General features: G+C 70.0%; 17 protein-coding genes. 6 read left to right on the forward strand and 11 right to left on the reverse strand.

What is annotated here, in order from left to right; all coding sequences use genetic code 11:
• Window positions 1–9: 9 nt before the first annotated feature.
• The 3 genes from ABEE00_RS00855 to ABEE00_RS00865 form a co-directional block, all read right to left on the reverse strand.
• The gene (locus ABEE00_RS00855; protein ID WP_345743195.1) at window positions 10–1,557 is read right to left on the reverse strand and encodes a PTS transporter subunit EIIC; all 1,548 of its coding nucleotides are present in this window, start codon (window positions 1,555–1,557) and stop codon (window positions 10–12) included.
• Between the two features lie 72 nt (window positions 1,558–1,629).
• The gene (gene murQ, locus ABEE00_RS00860) at window positions 1,630–2,574 is read right to left on the reverse strand and encodes an N-acetylmuramic acid 6-phosphate etherase (protein WP_345743519.1); all 945 of its coding nucleotides are present in this window, start codon (window positions 2,572–2,574) and stop codon (window positions 1,630–1,632) included.
• Window positions 2,575–2,648: 74 nt separating this feature from the next.
• Window positions 2,649–3,680 (reverse strand): MurR/RpiR family transcriptional regulator, encoded by a 1,032-nt coding sequence (locus tag ABEE00_RS00865; RefSeq protein WP_451918466.1) that lies wholly within the window; start codon window positions 3,678–3,680, stop codon window positions 2,649–2,651.
• A 164-nt stretch (window positions 3,681–3,844) separates the two neighbouring features.
• On the opposite strand from ABEE00_RS00865, the gene ABEE00_RS00870 reads away from it, so the two are divergent.
• Together ABEE00_RS00870 and ABEE00_RS00875 are read left to right on the forward strand one after the other, a co-directional pair.
• Complete coding sequence (locus ABEE00_RS00870) at window positions 3,845–4,201, forward strand: hypothetical protein (RefSeq protein ID WP_345743196.1); 357 nt, start codon at window positions 3,845–3,847, stop codon at window positions 4,199–4,201.
• A gap of 19 nt (window positions 4,202–4,220) precedes the next feature.
• Window positions 4,221–4,484 (forward strand): DUF4031 domain-containing protein, encoded by a 264-nt coding sequence (locus ABEE00_RS00875; protein WP_345743197.1) that lies wholly within the window; start codon window positions 4,221–4,223, stop codon window positions 4,482–4,484.
• Between the two features lie 112 nt (window positions 4,485–4,596).
• On the opposite strand, the gene ABEE00_RS00880 is transcribed toward ABEE00_RS00875, so the two are convergent.
• The 3 genes from ABEE00_RS00880 to ABEE00_RS00890 all read right to left on the reverse strand — a co-directional run bounded on the left by ABEE00_RS00880 (window position 4,597) and on the right by ABEE00_RS00890 (window position 7,265).
• Window positions 4,597–5,805: a Cmx/CmrA family chloramphenicol efflux MFS transporter gene (locus ABEE00_RS00880; protein ID WP_345743198.1), complete on the reverse strand. Its 1,209-nt coding sequence runs from the start codon at window positions 5,803–5,805 to the stop codon at window positions 4,597–4,599.
• 163 nt (window positions 5,806–5,968) lie between these two features.
• The gene (locus ABEE00_RS00885) at window positions 5,969–6,544 is read right to left on the reverse strand and encodes a TIGR03086 family metal-binding protein (protein ID WP_345743199.1); all 576 of its coding nucleotides are present in this window, start codon (window positions 6,542–6,544) and stop codon (window positions 5,969–5,971) included.
• A 19-nt stretch (window positions 6,545–6,563) separates the two neighbouring features.
• A complete protein-coding gene (locus ABEE00_RS00890; protein ID WP_345743200.1) occupies window positions 6,564–7,265 on the reverse strand; it encodes an HD domain-containing protein in 702 nt (233 codons plus the stop codon).
• Window positions 7,266–7,332: 67 nt separating this feature from the next.
• On the opposite strand from ABEE00_RS00890, the gene ABEE00_RS00895 reads away from it, so the two are divergent.
• The 3 genes from ABEE00_RS00895 to ABEE00_RS00905 all read left to right on the forward strand — a co-directional run bounded on the left by ABEE00_RS00895 (window position 7,333) and on the right by ABEE00_RS00905 (window position 10,078).
• Window positions 7,333–8,112 (forward strand): copper homeostasis protein CutC, encoded by a 780-nt coding sequence (locus tag ABEE00_RS00895; protein ID WP_345743201.1) that lies wholly within the window; start codon window positions 7,333–7,335, stop codon window positions 8,110–8,112.
• A 200-nt stretch (window positions 8,113–8,312) separates the two neighbouring features.
• Window positions 8,313–9,458 (forward strand): LLM class flavin-dependent oxidoreductase, encoded by a 1,146-nt coding sequence (locus ABEE00_RS00900; RefSeq protein ID WP_451918467.1) that lies wholly within the window; start codon window positions 8,313–8,315, stop codon window positions 9,456–9,458.
• Window positions 9,459–9,469: 11 nt separating this feature from the next.
• Window positions 9,470–10,078, forward strand: coding sequence for an FMN reductase (locus ABEE00_RS00905; protein ID WP_451918481.1), 609 nt, complete (start codon window positions 9,470–9,472; stop codon window positions 10,076–10,078).
• A gap of 2 nt (window positions 10,079–10,080) precedes the next feature.
• On the opposite strand, the gene ABEE00_RS00910 is transcribed toward ABEE00_RS00905, so the two are convergent.
• From ABEE00_RS00910 to ABEE00_RS00930, 5 genes are all read right to left on the reverse strand, one after another.
• Window positions 10,081–10,683, reverse strand: coding sequence for a hypothetical protein (locus tag ABEE00_RS00910; protein ID WP_345743203.1), 603 nt, complete (start codon window positions 10,681–10,683; stop codon window positions 10,081–10,083).
• 37 nt (window positions 10,684–10,720) lie between these two features.
• Window positions 10,721–11,299, reverse strand: coding sequence for a hypothetical protein (locus ABEE00_RS00915; RefSeq protein WP_345743204.1), 579 nt, complete (start codon window positions 11,297–11,299; stop codon window positions 10,721–10,723).
• Between the two features lie 8 nt (window positions 11,300–11,307).
• Window positions 11,308–13,635 (reverse strand): DUF6571 family protein, encoded by a 2,328-nt coding sequence (locus ABEE00_RS00920; protein WP_345743205.1) that lies wholly within the window; start codon window positions 13,633–13,635, stop codon window positions 11,308–11,310.
• A 30-nt stretch (window positions 13,636–13,665) separates the two neighbouring features.
• Window positions 13,666–14,064 carry a WXG100 family type VII secretion target gene (locus tag ABEE00_RS00925; protein WP_345743206.1) on the reverse strand — a complete coding sequence of 133 codons (399 nt, stop codon included), beginning with the start codon at window positions 14,062–14,064 and terminating at the stop codon, window positions 13,666–13,668.
• Between the two features lie 69 nt (window positions 14,065–14,133).
• Window positions 14,134–15,165 (reverse strand): LacI family DNA-binding transcriptional regulator, encoded by a 1,032-nt coding sequence (locus tag ABEE00_RS00930; RefSeq protein ID WP_345743207.1) that lies wholly within the window; start codon window positions 15,163–15,165, stop codon window positions 14,134–14,136.
• Window positions 15,166–15,444: 279 nt separating this feature from the next.
• Between ABEE00_RS00930 and ABEE00_RS00935 the strand changes: the two genes are divergently transcribed.
• Window positions 15,445–16,524 (forward strand): glycoside hydrolase family 172 protein, encoded by a 1,080-nt coding sequence (locus ABEE00_RS00935; protein WP_345743208.1) that lies wholly within the window; start codon window positions 15,445–15,447, stop codon window positions 16,522–16,524.
• Window positions 16,525–16,527 lie beyond the last annotated feature (3 nt).

The raw sequence follows: 16,527 nt of genomic DNA on the forward strand, positions 1-16,527 counted from the left end.
GGGCACTGTCTACGGCTTGGCCAACGCGTGCGGCTTGTCCTCGGGCGGCGGGGCCGGGTCCTCCTGGGGCTCCTCCGCAGGCTCCTCTTCCGGCGCGTTCAGCTCGGCCAGCATCTGTCTGTTGAAGCCGAAGAAGTAGGTGGCGAGGAAGCCTGTCGCGTAGCCGGCGAGGAGGCCCAGGCCGTAGACCGTGGCCACCTGGCCCAGGGGCTGGTTGCCCTTGAGGAGGGGGAAGAGGGCCCAGCCCGAGGGGCCGATGGCGGTGGCGCCGACCGAGGTGCCGAGCTGGTAGAAGGCGCCGACCACGCCGCCGCCGAACGCGCCGCCCACGCAGGCGGTGATGAAGGGGCGGCCGAGGGGGAGGGAGACGCCGTAGATCAGGGGTTCGCCGATGCCCAGGAAGCCGGCGGGGAGCGCCGAGCGGATCGTCTTGCGGAGGGAGGCGTTGCGGCGCACCTTCAGCAGGATCGCGATGGCCGCGCCGACCTGGCCCGCGCCCGCCATGGCGAGGATCGGCAGCAGCACGGTGAAGCCGTCCTGCTCGATCAGCGTGGTGTGGATCGGGATCAGGGCCTGGTGCAGGCCGAGCATCACGAGGGGGAGGAAGAGGCCGCCGAGGACGAATCCGGCGCCCGCTCCGCCGTGCTGGAGCAGCCAGTTGGCGAGGTGGCCGATGCCGGTGGACAGCTCGCCGCACACGTACATCAGGCCGTAGAGGGTGACCAGTCCGGAGACCAGGACGGTCAGGGTCGGGGTGACCAGGACGTCGACGGCCTCGGGCACCCACCTGCGGCACCACTTCTCCACGTACACCGCGAGCAGCGCGGCGAACAGCGCGCCCAGCACGCCCCCCTGCCCCGGCGCGAGCTTCTGGCCGAAGACGGTGACCTGTTCGACGCCGGCGAAGACGATGACGCCCGCGACCGCGCCGCCCAGCACGGGCGTGCCGCCGAACTCCTTCGCGGTGTTGTAGCCGACGAACACCGGGATCAGCGTCATGAATCCGGAGGCGACCGCGCCCAGCGCGGGGGACAGTCCGGGGAGCCAGCCGGCGTTGGTGAGCAGGCCGTTGATGCCCGCGACGATGCCGCAGCCGATCAGCGCGGGGATGAGGGGGACGAAGATGTTCGCGATGCGGCGCAGCATGAGCTTCACCGGGGTCGCGTTCTTCTGCTTGCGGGCCGCGCGGATCGCTTCGCCCTCGGCGGCCAGCTCCTCGGCCGTCTTGGGGTGGGTGGTCTCCTCGGCGGGGGACGCATCGGCACCGGGCGCCCCCGTCGTCAGCGCCGCGAACTCCGGTGTCACGCGGGCGACTTTCCCCGGGCCCAGCACGATCTGGTACGTGTCGTCCTCGACCACGCCCATCACGTCCGGCAGCGCGCGCAGCGCCGCCTCCTGTACGAGGGAGCGGTCGGCGAGGCCGAGGCGCATCCGGGTCATGCAGTGGTCGACGGAGGTGACGTTCTCCGGGCCGCCGACGAGGGGGAGGATCGCCTCGGCGATCTCGCGGTTCTGATTGCTGCGGTCACTGCCGCTGCTGTTGCCGTTGGTGCTCATGTGCGTCGCTCTTCGTTGAGTCGTCGATGAGGGTGCGGATCCCGTACGGAGAGGTCGTACGGGAGAGGGAGCTCAGGCCGTGTCGGCCGGGGCCGTGGCCAGGGCCGCGCGGAGGTGGCCGTGTTCGCGTTCCAGGAGGCGGGCCGCGGTCGGGCCGTCCACCTCGCCGAGGATGACGAGGATGGCGTTCTTCACCTCGCCGTCCGCCTCGCGCAGCGCGCGCTCGACGGTCTCCTCGTCGGCGCCGGTGGCGAGCGCGACGATGCGGCGGGAGCGGGCCCGCAGCTTCTCGTTCGAGGCCCGCACGTCCACCATCAGGTTCCCGTACGTCTTGCCGAGCCGGATCATGGTGATGGTGGAGAGCATGTTCAGCACCAGCTTCTGCGCGGTGCCGGACTTGAGCCGCGTGGAACCGGTGAGGAGCTCTGGCCCCACCACGACCTCGATGGGGTGCTCCGAGGCCGCGGCCAGCGGCGACCCCGCGTTGCAGGCCAGGCCGACGGTGAGCGCGCCCGCGCGGCGCCCGTGTTCGACCGCGCCGACCGCGTACGGGGTGCGGCCCGAGGCGGAGACGCCGACCACCGTGTCCTCGGCGGTCAGGCCCATGGCGTCCAGGTCGGATGCGGCCAGCTCGGCGCTGTCCTCGGCGCCCTCGACGGAGCTGACCATGGCGTCGGGGCCGCCCGCGATCAGCCCCGTGACCTGCCCGGGAGCGGTGTTGAAGGTGGGCGGGCACTCGCTGGCGTCCAGCACGCCGAGCCGTCCGGCCGTACCGGCGCCCGCGTAGATCAGCCGCCCGCCGCGCGCCATCCGCCCGGCGATCGCGTCCACGGCCGCGGCGATCCGCGGAAGCTGCCCGGACACGGCGGCGGGAACGGTGGCGTCCTCGCCGTTCATGATCCGGGCGATCTCGGCGGTCGGCAGCCGGTCGATCTCGGCGAGTTCGCTGCGGAACGCCTCGGTGGTCAGGGTCTCGAGCTGCGCGCGCAGCGCGCCGTCGCCGTCGGATGAGGGCATGGCCATGGGGATGTGCGCTTCCTGTCGTACGAGGGATGAGGGGGGTGAGGAGGTGCGGGGAGGGGTGCGAGTCGTCAGCGGGAGCGGGGGTTGTGGCGGTGTGCCAGTGCCTCGTACGAGGCGGAGAGCGCGGGCGCCGCGCGGTCGTACGTGCGCTGCGCCACCCCCACGAACAGGCAGTCCACCACCAGGAGTTGGCTGGTGCGGCTGGACATGGCGGCGGGGCGCAGCTCGCTCTCGCGCGCCGTGGAGGTGGCCAGCAGGATGTCCGCGTACTGCGCGATCTCGCCGTCCGGGCGGCCTGTCAGCGCGATGGTGGTGGCGCCGTGGTCGAAGGCGACGCGGAGCGGTTCGATGACGTCCTCGGTGCGCCCGGAGTGCGTGATGGCCACGGCCACGTCGCCGGGGCAGAGCTGCACGGCGTTGGTCACCGCGAGGTGCGGGTCGGCGTGCGCGTGGGCCACGAGGCCGATGCGGAGCAGCTTCTGCGCGAGGTCCTGGCCCACGATGTGCGAGGCGGCGACCCCGTACACATCGGTGCGGCGTGCCGAGGTGAGCGCGGCGACCGCGGCCTCGAGCTGGCCGGTGTCCAGGCCCGCGGCGGTGTCGGCGAGGGTCTGCTGCTCGTCGTGCGCGAGCTTGGCGACGACGTCGGCGAGCGGGTCGTCCACGGCGATGTCGGCGGTGACGGCGGGCGCGGCGCCGCTGGCCTGCTGCGCGGCGAGCCCGGCGAGGGCGAGGCGCAGGTCGCGGTAGCCGGGGTAGCCGAGCAGCCGGGAGGTGCGGACGACGGTGGCCTCGCTGGTGCCGGTGCGTTCGGCGAGCGCGGTGACGGTGAGCTGGGCGCAGCCCGCGGGGTCGCCCGCGACGGTCTCCGCGACGCGGTACATGGAGCGGGTCATGGACGGCGCGAGCGTACGGACTTTCGCGGCGAGGGCGCCGGGGGCGGGCGGGGTGTGGGCGCGTGCGGAGCGAGCGCCGCCCCCGTGTGCGGCGCTCGCGTGGGGTCCGGGCCCGTGGTGTCCGCTTTCGGAATCCCCTGCTTCTCCAGCCTCGGCCGTCTCGCTCGCCTCGCTGGAGAAAGTTTCCTTCAGATTGCTGCTCACATCTGAAAGCTATTTTCGCGGTGGGGGCGCGTCAAGACCTCGGAAGTCCCGAACCCGCCGGGGCGGGGCCGGGGCGGGGCAGAGGCGGGGCGGAGTGCGCGGTGGCCGGGCCCCGGCTGTGCCCTGCGGCCCCGAAAGCCCCGCGCGTCTGGTGCAATTGACATATGGACCAGCTTGAGCAGGCACTTCACGCGGCGCGTGCGCTCGTGCTCGCCGATCTCCAGGCGACCGATGTGAGCCGCGCCGACGTGGTCTCGCTCGTCGAGGAGGCGGTCACCCACCGCAGGTGGTGGGTGGGCGAGTGGCCGGACGGCATCGCCTTCGTGGACGGGCTGATCGCCCAGGACGTGCAGGACGCGCTTCTCGACCGGTACGGGAGGTGGCCGCTGTGCCCGGTGTGCGTGGGCTCGGACCCGCACGCGCTGGACGTCCAGCCCGAGCTGGGCGAGGACCCGCACTGGGTGTGCGCCAAGACCAGCACCTCGGTGGCGCCGGTGGGGGCACTCGGACAGCGGCTCTGAGGGTCTGGGGATCTGACCGATGACCGTCTACATCGACCCGCCCGAGTGGCCCGGCCACGGCCGGATGTGGTCACACCTGGTCAGCGACGTGTCCTTCGCGGAACTGCACGAGTTCGCCGCGACGGTCGGCTGCCCGCCCCGCGCCTTCGACGGCGACCACTACGACGTACCGAGCACGCGCTACGAGGACGCCCTGGCGGCGGGAGCGGTCCCGGTGGGCAGCAAGGAACTGGTCCGCAGGCTGAACGAGGCGGGCCTGCGGCGCCGTGGGAAGCGCCACTGAAATCCAATTAGCTGTGGGCAATCGTTCCGCGGGGCGGAACGGGTGGGCACAGCGGACCGCAGCCCCGGGCACCCGCCCCACCACAGCGGGACGGGGCCCGGGCCGCAGGCCCTCAGCCGTTCACATGGGCGGGCTCAGGATGTGATCCGGCCACGAGTCGCGAGCGCGCCTCGCGGCGCTGCACCCGCGAAGCCACAGCCGTCGCACACACACCGAGCCCCGCCAGCACCGCCCCGGTCAGGGCCACCGCCCCGTACCCCCAGTGCGCGCTGATCACGAGGCCGCCGAGCCACGGGCCCACCGTGTTGCCGATGTTGAAGGACGCGGTGGTCGTGGCGCCCGCGAGGGTCGGTGCGGCGCTCGCGACGTTGAACATCCGCGCGTTGAGCGCGGGCGCCGTCGTGAAGGCGGTCACCCCGAGCATCAGCGACAGCGCGATCGCGGCGGGCGCGTACGAGGTGAAGACGGCCAGCAGCGCCAGCACCACGGTGGACGCCGCGATGCCCCCGTACATCGTCCCGAAGAGGTGCGCGTCCGCGATGCGGCCGCCGATCGCGGTGCCGATCAGCCCGCCGAGGCCGAAGAGCCCCAGCACGGTCGGCACCCAGCTCTCCGGCAGCCCGGCCGTCTTGGTGAGCAGCGGGCCGAGGTAGGAGAAGACGGCGAACACGGCGCCCGCGTTCAGCGCGATGGTGAGCAGCGCCAGCCACACCTGCTTGTCGGCGTAGATCCGTACCTCGCGCCGCAGGCTGGGCGCGTCCTCGCCGGTCGCGGGCCGGGTGCGGGGCACCAGCGTGACGACGCCGACCAGCGCGATCGCGGACAGCGCGGCCACTGCCCAGAACGCGGCCCGCCACCCGGCGTGCTGCCCCAGGAAGGACCCGGCCGGCACGCCCGCGATGTTGGCGACGCTCAGCCCGCCAACCATCACGGCCATCGCGCGGGCCCGCGCGGTCACCGGCACCAGCGAGACGGCGACGGCGGCGCCGACCGCCCAGAACCCGGCGCAGGCGAGCGCGCCCACCACCCGGGAGACGAACAGGACGCCGTACGTGGGGGCCACCGCGCCCGCGACCTGGGAGAGGCCGAAGACGGCGAGCAGCGCGATCAGCGTGGTGCGGCGCGGCAGCCGCAGCGTGGCGGCGGCCAGCAGCGGGGCGCCCACCACCATGCCGATCGCGAAGGCGGAGATCAGCATCCCGGCCTGCGGGATCGAGACGCCCATGTCGCGGGCGAGCGGCTGCAGGATGCCGGACAGCATGAACTCGGAGGTGCCGAGCGCGAAGACCGCCAGGCCGAGCATGTACACGGCGAGTGGCATGCGCCCGCTGCCGGTCGAGGGCTGGGATTCGGGTACGGGTATGTGGTCAGGGGTGTCTACGGGATCGGCAGGCATGTAAGGCGTCAACCCGGTACGGGGGCCTCTACATTCCTGTCGGAGTGATCTCGTCCGGATGCGTTCGTACGGCTCGGGCGGCTCAGGCTCAGGCCGGGCGGCGTCCCAGCAGCGCGACCAGCCTGTCCTGGGGGCTCGCGCCCTCGGGCGGGGTGACCGGCGGGGCGAAGATCCCCAGCGAGGCCCAGCTCTCCGCCTGCGGCGCGACCCGCTCGTACAGCGTCCGCGCCAGCTCCTCGTCGATCACCTGCTGACCGGGCCCCGCGCCGATGCCGCGCGCCAGGTCCCAGCCGTGCACGGCGAGGTCGGTGGTCATCTGCCAGCCGTACTCCTCAGCCGGCGTCGTGCCCCCTGTCACGTGCACCCGCCCGTCGAGCGCGCCGTCGGTGTGGAAGGCGCGCCAGGAGCCGGCGGAGGCGCGGGCCCACGCGTCCACGGGGTCCTCGCCCAGCACGTCGCCGTCGTACCGGTCGCCGACCTGCTCCAGGGTCTCCCCGCGCAGCAGGTGCGGCGCCCAGAAGTGTTCGCTGGTGAGGTGGTTGAGCAGATCGCGCACGGACCACTCCTCGCACGGCGTCTGCCCCTCCCACTGGCTGTCGCCGATCTCGTGCACCAGCCCGTCGAACTCCGCGAAGGCGGTGTCGAATGCGTCGATGAGTTCCATGCGGCCCATGGTGCGCCCCTCACTCCCCTGTCAGCAGCTCCAGTTCGGTCGCGAGATTGCGGCGGGCCACGCGCTCCCAGTTGTCGTACGCGTAGGAGGTGCGGAAGAGCTGCGGGAGGTCCAGGAGCTGGCGGAGTACGTCGGAGCGGCCGGCGCGGAAGGCGTCGTCGGGCACGAAGCCGTACTCCTCGCGGACGTCGGCGGCGTAGCGCGCGTACTCCTCCGGCGTGCCCGCCAGCACCGCCAGGTCCGCGTCGCACAGCAGCTCGCCGTTGGTGTCGCCGGGCTCGGGGTCGTGCGTGACGGTGAGCCTGACCAGCCTGGCGACCTCCGCCGTGCGCTCGTCGGAGACGCCGGCCTCGGGCAGGGCGCGCTCGGCGAGGTTGGCGCTGCGCTCCTCGTTCTCGCTGCGGTCCGGGCGGTAGACCGCGTCGTGGAACCACGCAGCGAGCAGCACCGCGTCCACATCCATGCCCGAGTGGGGACCGCTCGCGTGGGTGTGCGAGGCGAGCTCGTCGACGCGGTTGAGCACGTGCAGGAGGTGGTCGAGCGAGTGGTAGCGGCGCTGGGGCTCGGACCAGCGCTCCAGCAGCTTCTCCCCGTACGGGGCCGGGTCGGGGTCCGGCGTTCCGCCGCGGGCGCTGACGAGCAGCGCCGTCCATCGGGAGAGCAGGCTCTCGTGGATGTCCCCGTGCTCGTGGTGCGCCTCGCTCGTAGCCATGCGGACAATTGTGTTCCGCAAGATCGGTGTCTACCAGGGTCGTCCGGGGTATGGCAGGCTGTGAAATATGTCTAGACCAATTATGTCCCTTTCCGGGAACCCGGCAGGGAACCCCGTCGCGCCCCCGCTCCTCGAAGTGATCGCGCTGGACGCCGAGGACGCGGCGGCCGCGCAGTCCGGCGGCGCCGACCGGCTGGAACTGGTCACCGACATGGCCGCCGACGGCCTCACCCCCTCCGCCGAGACCTTCGCCGCGGTGCGCGAGGCCGTGGACATCCCCGTACGGGTGATGCTGCGCGCGGCCGACGGCTTCACCGCGGGGAGCGCCGAGGAGCAGGAGCGGCTGCGCGCCCGCGCGGGGGAGCTGCGGGAGGCCGGGGCCGAGGAGTTCGTGCTCGGCTTCCTGGACGGCGCCGGGCTGCCGGACGTGGCCGCCGTGCACGCGCTGGCCGCCGAGCTGGAGGGCTGCCGCTGGACCTTCCACCGCGCCATCGACCGCGCCGCCGACCGCGAAGCGGCGCGCGAGCTGCTCTCCGGGCTGCCCGGCCTCGATACGTATCTGACCGCGGGCTCGGCGGCCGGGGTCGACGAGGGGCTCGAGGTCCTGCGCGCGGAGGCGCGCCGCACGGTGGCGGGGGAGCACGGCTACGCGCCGCGCATCCTGGCCGGCGGCGGGCTGCGCCTGGAGCACGTGCCGGACCTGCTGGCCTGCGGGGTGGACGCCTTCCACATCGGGGGTGCGGCGCGCCGCGGCGGCTGGGACGTGCCGGTGGAGGCGGGCCGCGTACGGGTCTGGCGCGAGCTGCTGGACGGGGCGCCGGCGGCGGCGCGCGCTCCGCGCGGTTGAAGCGCTGCGCGGTTGAGGGGCCGCGCGCTCGGGGAAACGGCGGCTGACCTGCCGTGGAATGGCGCTGACCTGCGGCTGACCTACCGTGGAGCGGCGCTGACCTGCGGCGGAAGGCGATCGTCCGCGGCCGGGAATAGGTGTGGCGCGGCACGGGTTTGCGGGGGTGGTTGAACCGTAAACTACTTAGGCGGTGAGCACGGGTGACCAGCATCCAGCAGCAGACGGGGACCCAGGCGGGAGTCCAGGGCGGGACGCAGTTCGGGCTCTTCAGCGTCGGCGACGTGACGCCGGACCCGACCACCGGCAGGACCCCGACCGAGCGCGAGCGGATCAAGGCCATGGTCGCGATCGCGAAGAAGGCCGAGGAGGTCGGCCTGGACGTCTTCGCGACCGGCGAGCACCACAACCCGCCGTTCGTGCCGTCCTCGCCGACCACCATGCTCGGCTACGTCGCGGCGCAGACCGAGCGGCTGATCCTCTCCACCTCGACCACGCTGATCACCACGAACGACCCGGTGAAGATCGCCGAGGACTTCGCGATGCTGCAGCACCTCGCGGACGGCCGGGTGGACGTGATGATGGGCCGCGGCAACACGGGGCCCGTCTACCCCTGGTTCGGGAAGGACATCAGGGACGGCATCCCGTTGGCGATCGAGAACTACGCGCTGCTGCACAAGCTGTGGCGCGAGGACGTCGTGGACTGGGAGGGCAGGCACCGGACGCCGCTGCAGGGCTTCACCTCGACGCCGCGGCCGATGGACGGCGTGCCGCCGTTCGTCTGGCACGGCTCGATCCGCAGCCCCGAGATCGCCGAGCAGGCCGCGTACTACGGCGACGGCTTCTTCGCCAACAACATCTTCTGGCCGAAGGAGCACTTCCAGAAGCTGATCACGCTCTACAGGAAGCGGTACGCGCAGTACGGGCACGGCACTCCCGAGCAGGCGTACGTCGGGCTCGGCGGGCAGGCGTTCATGCGCAAGAACTCGCAGGACGCGGTGCGCGAGTTCCGGCCGTACTTCGACAACGCGCCGGTGTACGGGCACGGTCCGACGCTGGAGGAGTTCACCGAGCAGACGCCGCTGACGGTGGGCAGCCCGGCCGAGGTCGTGGAGAAGACCATGACCTTCCGCGAGTCCTTCGGCGACTACCAGCGCCAGCTCTTCCTGATGGACCACGCGGGGCTGCCGCTGAAAACGGTGCTGGAGCAGCTCGACCTGCTGGGCGAGGAGGTCGTCCCCGTCCTGCGGAAGGAGTTCGCGAAGGGGCGTCCGGCCGAGGTGCCGGACGGGCCGACGCACGCGGCGCGGGTCGCCGCGGCAGAGCAGAACGAGGAGGTCGCGTCATGAGCGAGGGAACGCTGCGGCTGGTCGCCGTCTCCGCCGGGCTGAGCGAGCCGTCGTCCACGCGGCTGCTCGCGGACCGGCTGAGTGAGGCGGTACGGGAGCGGGCCGGCTCCGTCGAGGTGCGGGTCGTCGAGCTCCGGGAGCTCGCCGGGGAGATCGCCAACAACATGGTGACCGGCTTTCCCGGGCCGGCGCTGCGGTCCGCGCTGGACGCGGTGGCCGGGGCCGACGGGCTGATCGCGGTCACGCCGGTCTTCTCGGCCTCGTACAGCGGGCTGTTCAAGTCCTTCTTCGACGTGCTGGACAAGGATGCGCTGGTGGGGAAGCCCGTGTTGGTCGCGGCGACCGGCGGGTCGCCACGCCACTCCCTGGTGCTGGAGCACGCGATGCGCCCGCTGTTCGCGTACCTGCGAGCGGTGGTCGTTCCCACAGGGGTGTACGCCGCGTCCGAGGACTGGGGCGGGGCGGAGCTGCTCGGCGAGCGGGTGGGGCGGGCGGCGGGTGAACTGTCCGCGCTGATGGCCGGTTTGCCGCGCGCGGCGGCTTCGCCGCCGGCCGACGAGTACGACCCGGACGGGGTCGTGCCGTTCGCGGAGCAACTGGCCGCGCTGCGGCCGAGTTGAAGTCACGTGCAGTACGACACCGTCTGCGCCTGGCGTGCGGCCTTCTCGGCCAGCGTCACCATGGGGCTGCGCGGTGCGTCGTTCAAGGCAGGGGCCCTGGTGACCAGAACGCTGAGAGTTCGGGGTTCTGAGCCGGGGTCCTTCGCCTTGCACGGTACGTACAGCGCGGCAGTGGTGGGGGTGGAGTAGCCGCCGCCGAAAGCGTGCAGTCGCTCACGGCCCGATTTCCCGATGCGCCGGGTGTTCCGCGTCTCCCAGTCGGCGAAGTCCGCGTAAGTGGTGCGGTCCGTGGCTTCGGCGGTGACCGCCGTCCGCCCGTCCGCCAGCACCCGGCAGCGGGAGTCCAGGCCCTTGTCCACGTGGGTGCCGTGATCACCCCCGCGGGCCTGGTCCTCGGACACGGCGAAGGCGTGGGCCTCCGGTACGAGACTGTCCAGCGTGCTCCGGGCGTCGCCGGCCAGCAGGGAGCAGCCGCTGTTGCTGAGTTCGCTGAACGTCTTCGGGCCTTTGTGCGCATAGGCCATGCCGCCGGCGAACGCACCGGCCAGCACGAGCAGTGCGACGGCTGCCGCCGGAACGGTGCGCGAGGTCTGCCGCAGAGCCATGGTCTCCTCGTCTCCAGTGGTTCTTTCCCGGTGCCGGTTACGCGCAGGAGGCAGTCGACCGTGCTCCCTCGGCCGCCATCTTCGCCAGGGAGAGCATGGGTTTCCGGGAGTCTCCGCTCATGCTTTCCGCCCTGGTGACGCGCACGCTCAGCGCGCCGGGCTCGCCCTTGGCCGCGCACGGCACGTACAGAGCGACCGTGGTCGCCGTCGAATAGCCGTCATCGACGTTCCGCACAGCGCCGCGGCCCGCCAGCTTGTCCCGGTGCTTGTTGAGCTCTTCCCAGTCCTCGCGCGTGCCGGAGTCCCGGCTGAGCTCCACCGATGCCAGCGGCTTACTGTCTCCCGTGATGGAACAGTCGCCGGAGGTGAAGCCCTCGGGGGAGGCGGATGCGCGCTTCTCGGACACAGCGAAGTAATGTGAATCGGGGGCCAGTTCGCGCAGTACGGCAGGAGTGCCCTCTGCGGAACCCGTCAGGAGCTGGCATGTACGGGGCCCCGCCTGGTCGATGGGCCGGGGTTCCTCCGCGCCGTAGACCGCACCACCCAGGAAGGCCGCGCCGACCAACACGAGCGAACCCGCCCCGATCAACGCGACGTTCACCTTCCGCCGAAGCACCCGACCTCCTAGCCGCTCTCACGCTTGTACGTCTTCACCTGGTCCATCGAGTCCAGGTACGGCGCAGTGCGGCTCACCCAGTCGCCTGCCCTGGAAAACCCTTCGGACGAGAAGTCATTGGCCCATCCTTCATAATCTCCGGAACTCGCCGATGGGTGCTTCTTGGCGATCGCAGCCAGGATCTCCTTGTTGGTGCCGATGTCTGCGTCGTATGACTTCTCGTAGAGCTTAGCTGCGCCGTCAGCCGCAGCTGCGGAATCGTGCGAACTGATCTGACTGTCGATTGCATCGCCTCCTGTGCCTGTTGCCCCGTTCACGACTCCTGTTACCGCTGCGGCTTCGAGGGGGCTGGCCGCCCCAGCTGTTCCCACGCCGACCGCGAATCCGGCAGCGCCGACTGCCCAGGCTCGGGTCGACAGCACGGCCTGATCAAAATCGGCATCCTTGACGACTGCGGGCCCAACCAGAGCTTCCTGCTGCCCGATCGAAAGCTGTCCGGACATCTCACCAGAGGTAGTGAGAACTTCCTTAATCGTCTGGTGGTCACTGGCGCCGTAATTACTGTCGCCTGACAGATGGTGCTCCAGGACATCTGCGGTGTAGATCTTCTGAGCGTGAGTTAGGTACCCCTTGGCCTGCGGGTCTTGGCCCAGGTCTACGAGTAGCCGTGTGACGTCTGTGTGGTCGACGTCTGGTGAGGCTCCGTTGATGGGGAACAAGTCCTTGCCGCTGCCGTCCCGCAACTGGTGGAAAATGTCCGGAGTGTACTCGGCCACGGCCTTGGCGACGCCATCGTGCATGCCGGGTTTGATCTCGATGCTGTCGTGCCGGTCGGATACGCCATCGATGAAGCGTTCCATAACCTTGGCCTGATCTGCGGTGTGAGCCGGGGGAGGAGCGCCCAGCTGGGAATACTCGTAGGGGTGCCCCGTTGTTGCCGATTGCAGGGCATGAGCAAGGGATCTATGGCCTGCTATTTCATTCGCATGTTTCCCGCTGTGGGCGACATCGCCGTCTTCAGGCCACTCCCGATCCCCCATGAGGTAGTCGAAGTTGCTTTTGGATTTCAAGAAGTCGGTGGAGGCATCGGGGTTGTGGCCGAGCGCCTCCATGAAGCCGGTGACCGGGTCTTCGCCAGCATCGTCCTTGAATCCGAAGTTGAGATGGTAGGAGTCTTCCAGCCCCCCAGAAATCCATTTTTCTGAGGGCTTGTTTTCATAGCCGGAGTTGTACGCCTCCATGTCTTTCTTCAGGAGTGCGTCGCCGTAGGAGTTGAGGAGGCCCTTGTCGTAGCTTCCCTCGCGCATGAGATTACTCATAACTTGGAAGCCGTAAGGGCCCCGGGCGCCCCCGTAGCCCGCTGGCTTCTCCAGGAAACGTTCGTCTCCTAGGTTGATCACCTCCTTCTTCCAGTCTTTCATTTCTCTTGAGTTGGAGTGTGTCGCAAGGGCCAAGGTCGACCCGAGATTATCCTGCAGCTTTCCGGTGAGCTTCAGGCGCAGTTTGCTGCGGAGGTCTCCTGTACGTCCGTAGGGGCCCTTCTGTTCCGTGACAGGCTTGGCCATCTCGTACCAGAATCTCATGGTCCCCTTGGAGCCCAGACCTGTCGCGAACCTTTCGGCAAACACCGGGTTGTTCTCCTGTTTATCCAGGAGCGAGTTGAGGCGCGTCAACTGTTCGGTGTTCATTTTCGGGCCGAGCCTGGCAAGGTGCAGGGCTTCCTTGGAGTCCCGGTCGGTGGCCTTTTTGACCTGCTCGAGACTTTCGTACCCGTCACTCGAGAAGCCTTTGCCCGTGCCGTTGGGGTCCGTAAGCAGTCCAGTCTTCAACTGGGTGTCGGCGTCAGAAGCGACAGCGATCGCCTTTTGAGTACGTTTTTCATAGGCGGTAATTGTGTCGTGGAACGACTTTTGCAGGGCGGCAGACTGATGTTTCTCGTCTTCAGGTGGGTCTAGATAGACGGTCCCCGTAGACCCGTTGAGTTTCAAGTAGCGACGGTTTGTGGAGCTCGCACTCTCTCCGGCGACTTCGGCCTCGATGGATTCCAGTTCACTCTTGGCCCACTTGAACTTTTCGTAGGCATCGGACAGAAGGCGGCCTACGTCCCCGGCCTCTTCCGCTGCCGCATCGATCTGGGAGCTCACCTGCGAGCATCTTCCTGCGGCAGCGTCGGCGGCTTCTCCCTCCCAGTCGGAAGACCGCAGCGGACTGCTCACAGACCTGAGGAACGTATTGCCGACCTCCCTGAACTGACCAGGAAGGTTCTTCCACTTCGTTACCGCTTCTCCGAGCGGCTTGAGGTCAACGTCCTTGACGGCGCGGTAGTCGAGCCCCATCCCCCGTACCCTTCGCTGTTGCTGCCCGGCTTACTTGTCGAATCTGGGCTTCTCGTCAACGGCCTTGAAGTCGGAAGCCGAGGTGCGCAGGCTCTTTGCCAGGCCGCTGAACATCTGGTCCATGTGCTTCATCTGACTGCGCCAGCGCACTATGAACTGCTTGAGGGCTTCGTCACTGCTGAAGCCCTTCATCGAGCCGGGGACTTGGCTCGTCTCCGCCATGGTCTTGTTGTCAGCTTCGGCGAAGTCTCCCCGGACCCTGTCTGTCCGTGCGGCATGTTTTCGCAAGACGGACGGCGTGACATGCAGCCTGGGGCCCTGTCGCCCCGGATGGTAGCTGCCATCCTCTGTCTGGTTGAGCCGAGTGTGTGGGTTTGACTCTTTTGTAGAGCCAGCTTTGATTTCCGCCCACTCCTGCTCGAATGACATGTTCCCCCTGTCAGCGACCTGACAACGAACGTCCGAGCGACATTAGCAGCAAGTCGGGCGGGTTTGGCGCTAGTTGATCTGCTTCTGCGGTGGCCAGAACGAGGCAGGACCTGCGGTGGAGTCTCGGGGCTGGAGCGACGTGCGCAACACCACCGTGTGCAGCGGTGAATCGGACCCCGCCAAGCGGTCCTGGAGCAACGTCGCGGCCTGGGCGCCCATCTCGTACGCGGGGAGGCTGACCGTCGTCAGGGGCGGCTGGACCAGCGGGGCCCAGGGGACGTCCCCGAAGGAGAGGACGCCGAAGCGGGGCGGAACAACCCCCGCCTCGCGCAACGCCTGGAGCGCACCCACCGCCATCATGTTGTTCGCCGCGAAGACGGCATCGGGCCGTTCGCGCAACGAAAGAAGATCCCGCATCGCGGCGTAACCGCCCTCCACGCGGAAGTCGCCGTGCCGGGTGTACGCGCGGATCCACTCGTCCGCCGCCCCCGCCTCCCGCAGCGCCGAGCGGAAACCGGCCAGCCGGTCCTCGGACGTGGACGCGCCCGCGGGGCCCGCGATGCACGCGATGCGCCGGTACCCGCGCTCCAGCAGGTGCCGCGCGGCCTCCTCGCTGCCGTTCTGGTTGTCCACCATGACCGCGTCCACCTCGGCGGAGCGCGGGCGCCGGTCCACCGCGACCACCGGCATGCCCCGCGCCGCCGGCCCCGACAGATCCGTACGGCGGCGGGAGGCGGCCGCCACGATCACGCCCGCCATCTGCTCGGCGACCGCTATGTCCAGATAGCGGCGCTCCTTCTCCACGTCCTCGTCCGTGTTGCACAGGACCAGCGAGAGGTTCGTGCGCTGGGCCGCGTCCTCGACGCCGCGCGCGAGCGCGGTGAAGAACGGGTTCTCGATGTCGGGGATGAGCAGCCCGATCACGCTGGCCCGCTGCGTACGCAGGGAGCGCGCGACGCGGTTGGGCGAGAAGCCGAGCTCGGCCGCCGCGGCCCGCACCCGCTCGGCGCGCTCGGCGGTGACCCGCCCGCCGTTGAAGACCCGCGAGACGGTCGCGGGGGACACCCCGGCGGCCCGTGCCACGTCGCTGATGTTCGTCACGGATTCCCTCACCCTCGTGCCGCGGCAGCGCGGCGAAGGGCCGCTGCCGGCCCGCTGCGCAACCCCTTGACACCCCCGCAGGCGAACCCTACGTTCGCGTGAAATGGATTTCAACGGCCGGGCGCAGAAGGCCCGTTGACCGTTCCCCACGTTCCTTGCCGGAGAAGGCACGCACGCCTGCGCGTACGCAAGAAATCGATTTCGCACCGGACGCCACGCACGTCAAGCACGCACGTCAAGCACGCACATCAGGCACGTCACCGTCCGCACGGAGTGAGCATGCTCGACGACCTGTCCAGGCGCTCGGACCGGATCACCCGGTCCGTCAGCCCCGAGAACGTCACCGGCGGCAAGGGCGCGGGCGGCCGGGCCACCGAGGGTACGGGCGCGCGGGCCGCCGGCGCACTGGGCCGGGGCTGGAAGATCTCCCCCAGCATCGAGATCGCCCCCGGCGAGACCGCGCGGCTCGCCGACCTCGCGGGACCCGGCGAGGTGAAGCACATCTGGTGCACCACGGCCCCGCACCGCGCCTGGCGCGGCACCCTGCTGCGCGCGTACTGGGAGGGGGAGCAACACCCTGCGGTCGAGGCCCCGTTGGGGGACTTCTTCTGCAACGGGTGGAACGTGTTCAGCCAGGTCTCGTCCCTGCCCGTCGCCGCCAACCCCAACGGCGGCTTCAACGCGTACTGGCCGATGCCCTTCCGCGACCGCGCCGTCTTCACGCTGGAGAACCTGTCGGCCGAGACCGTCACGCTCTACTACCAGATCGACTACGAGCTCGGTGCCGTGGACGCCGACGCGTGCTATCTGCACGCCCATTGGCGGCGCAGCAACCCGGTCCCGTACGGAGAGGTGCACACCCTCCTGGAGGGCGTGGAAGGGCAAGGCCATTACGCGGGCGCCTACCTGGCCTGGGGCACGAACAGCCCCGGCTGGTGGGGCGAGGGCGAGGTCAAGTTCTACCTGGACGGGGACGCCGAATTCCCCACCATCTGCGGCACCGGCACGGAGGACTACGTCGGCGGCGCGTGGAACTTCGACGTCGAGGGCCGCGGCTACACCCCGTACACCACCCCGTATCTGGGACTGAACCAAGTCCTGCGCCCCGACGGGCTGTACGCGAGCCAGCAGCGTTTCGGGATGTACCGGTGGCACGTCCAGGACCCGGTCAGGTTCGCGCGGGACCTGCGCGTCACCGTGCAGTCGCTCGGCATCGGCCCGGGCCACGGCAACGGGCTGCCCCACCGCTACCGCCCCACCAGCGACGACATCGCCTCCACCGCGCTGTTCTACCTGGACGCGCCCAGCACGCCGGCGCGCCCGGCAACCCCCCACCTCCTCGCGCTCGAAGTGGACTAGTTC

This window comes from Streptomyces odontomachicola (assembly GCF_039605595.1).
GTDB lineage: Bacteria > Actinomycetota > Actinomycetes > Streptomycetales > Streptomycetaceae > Streptomyces.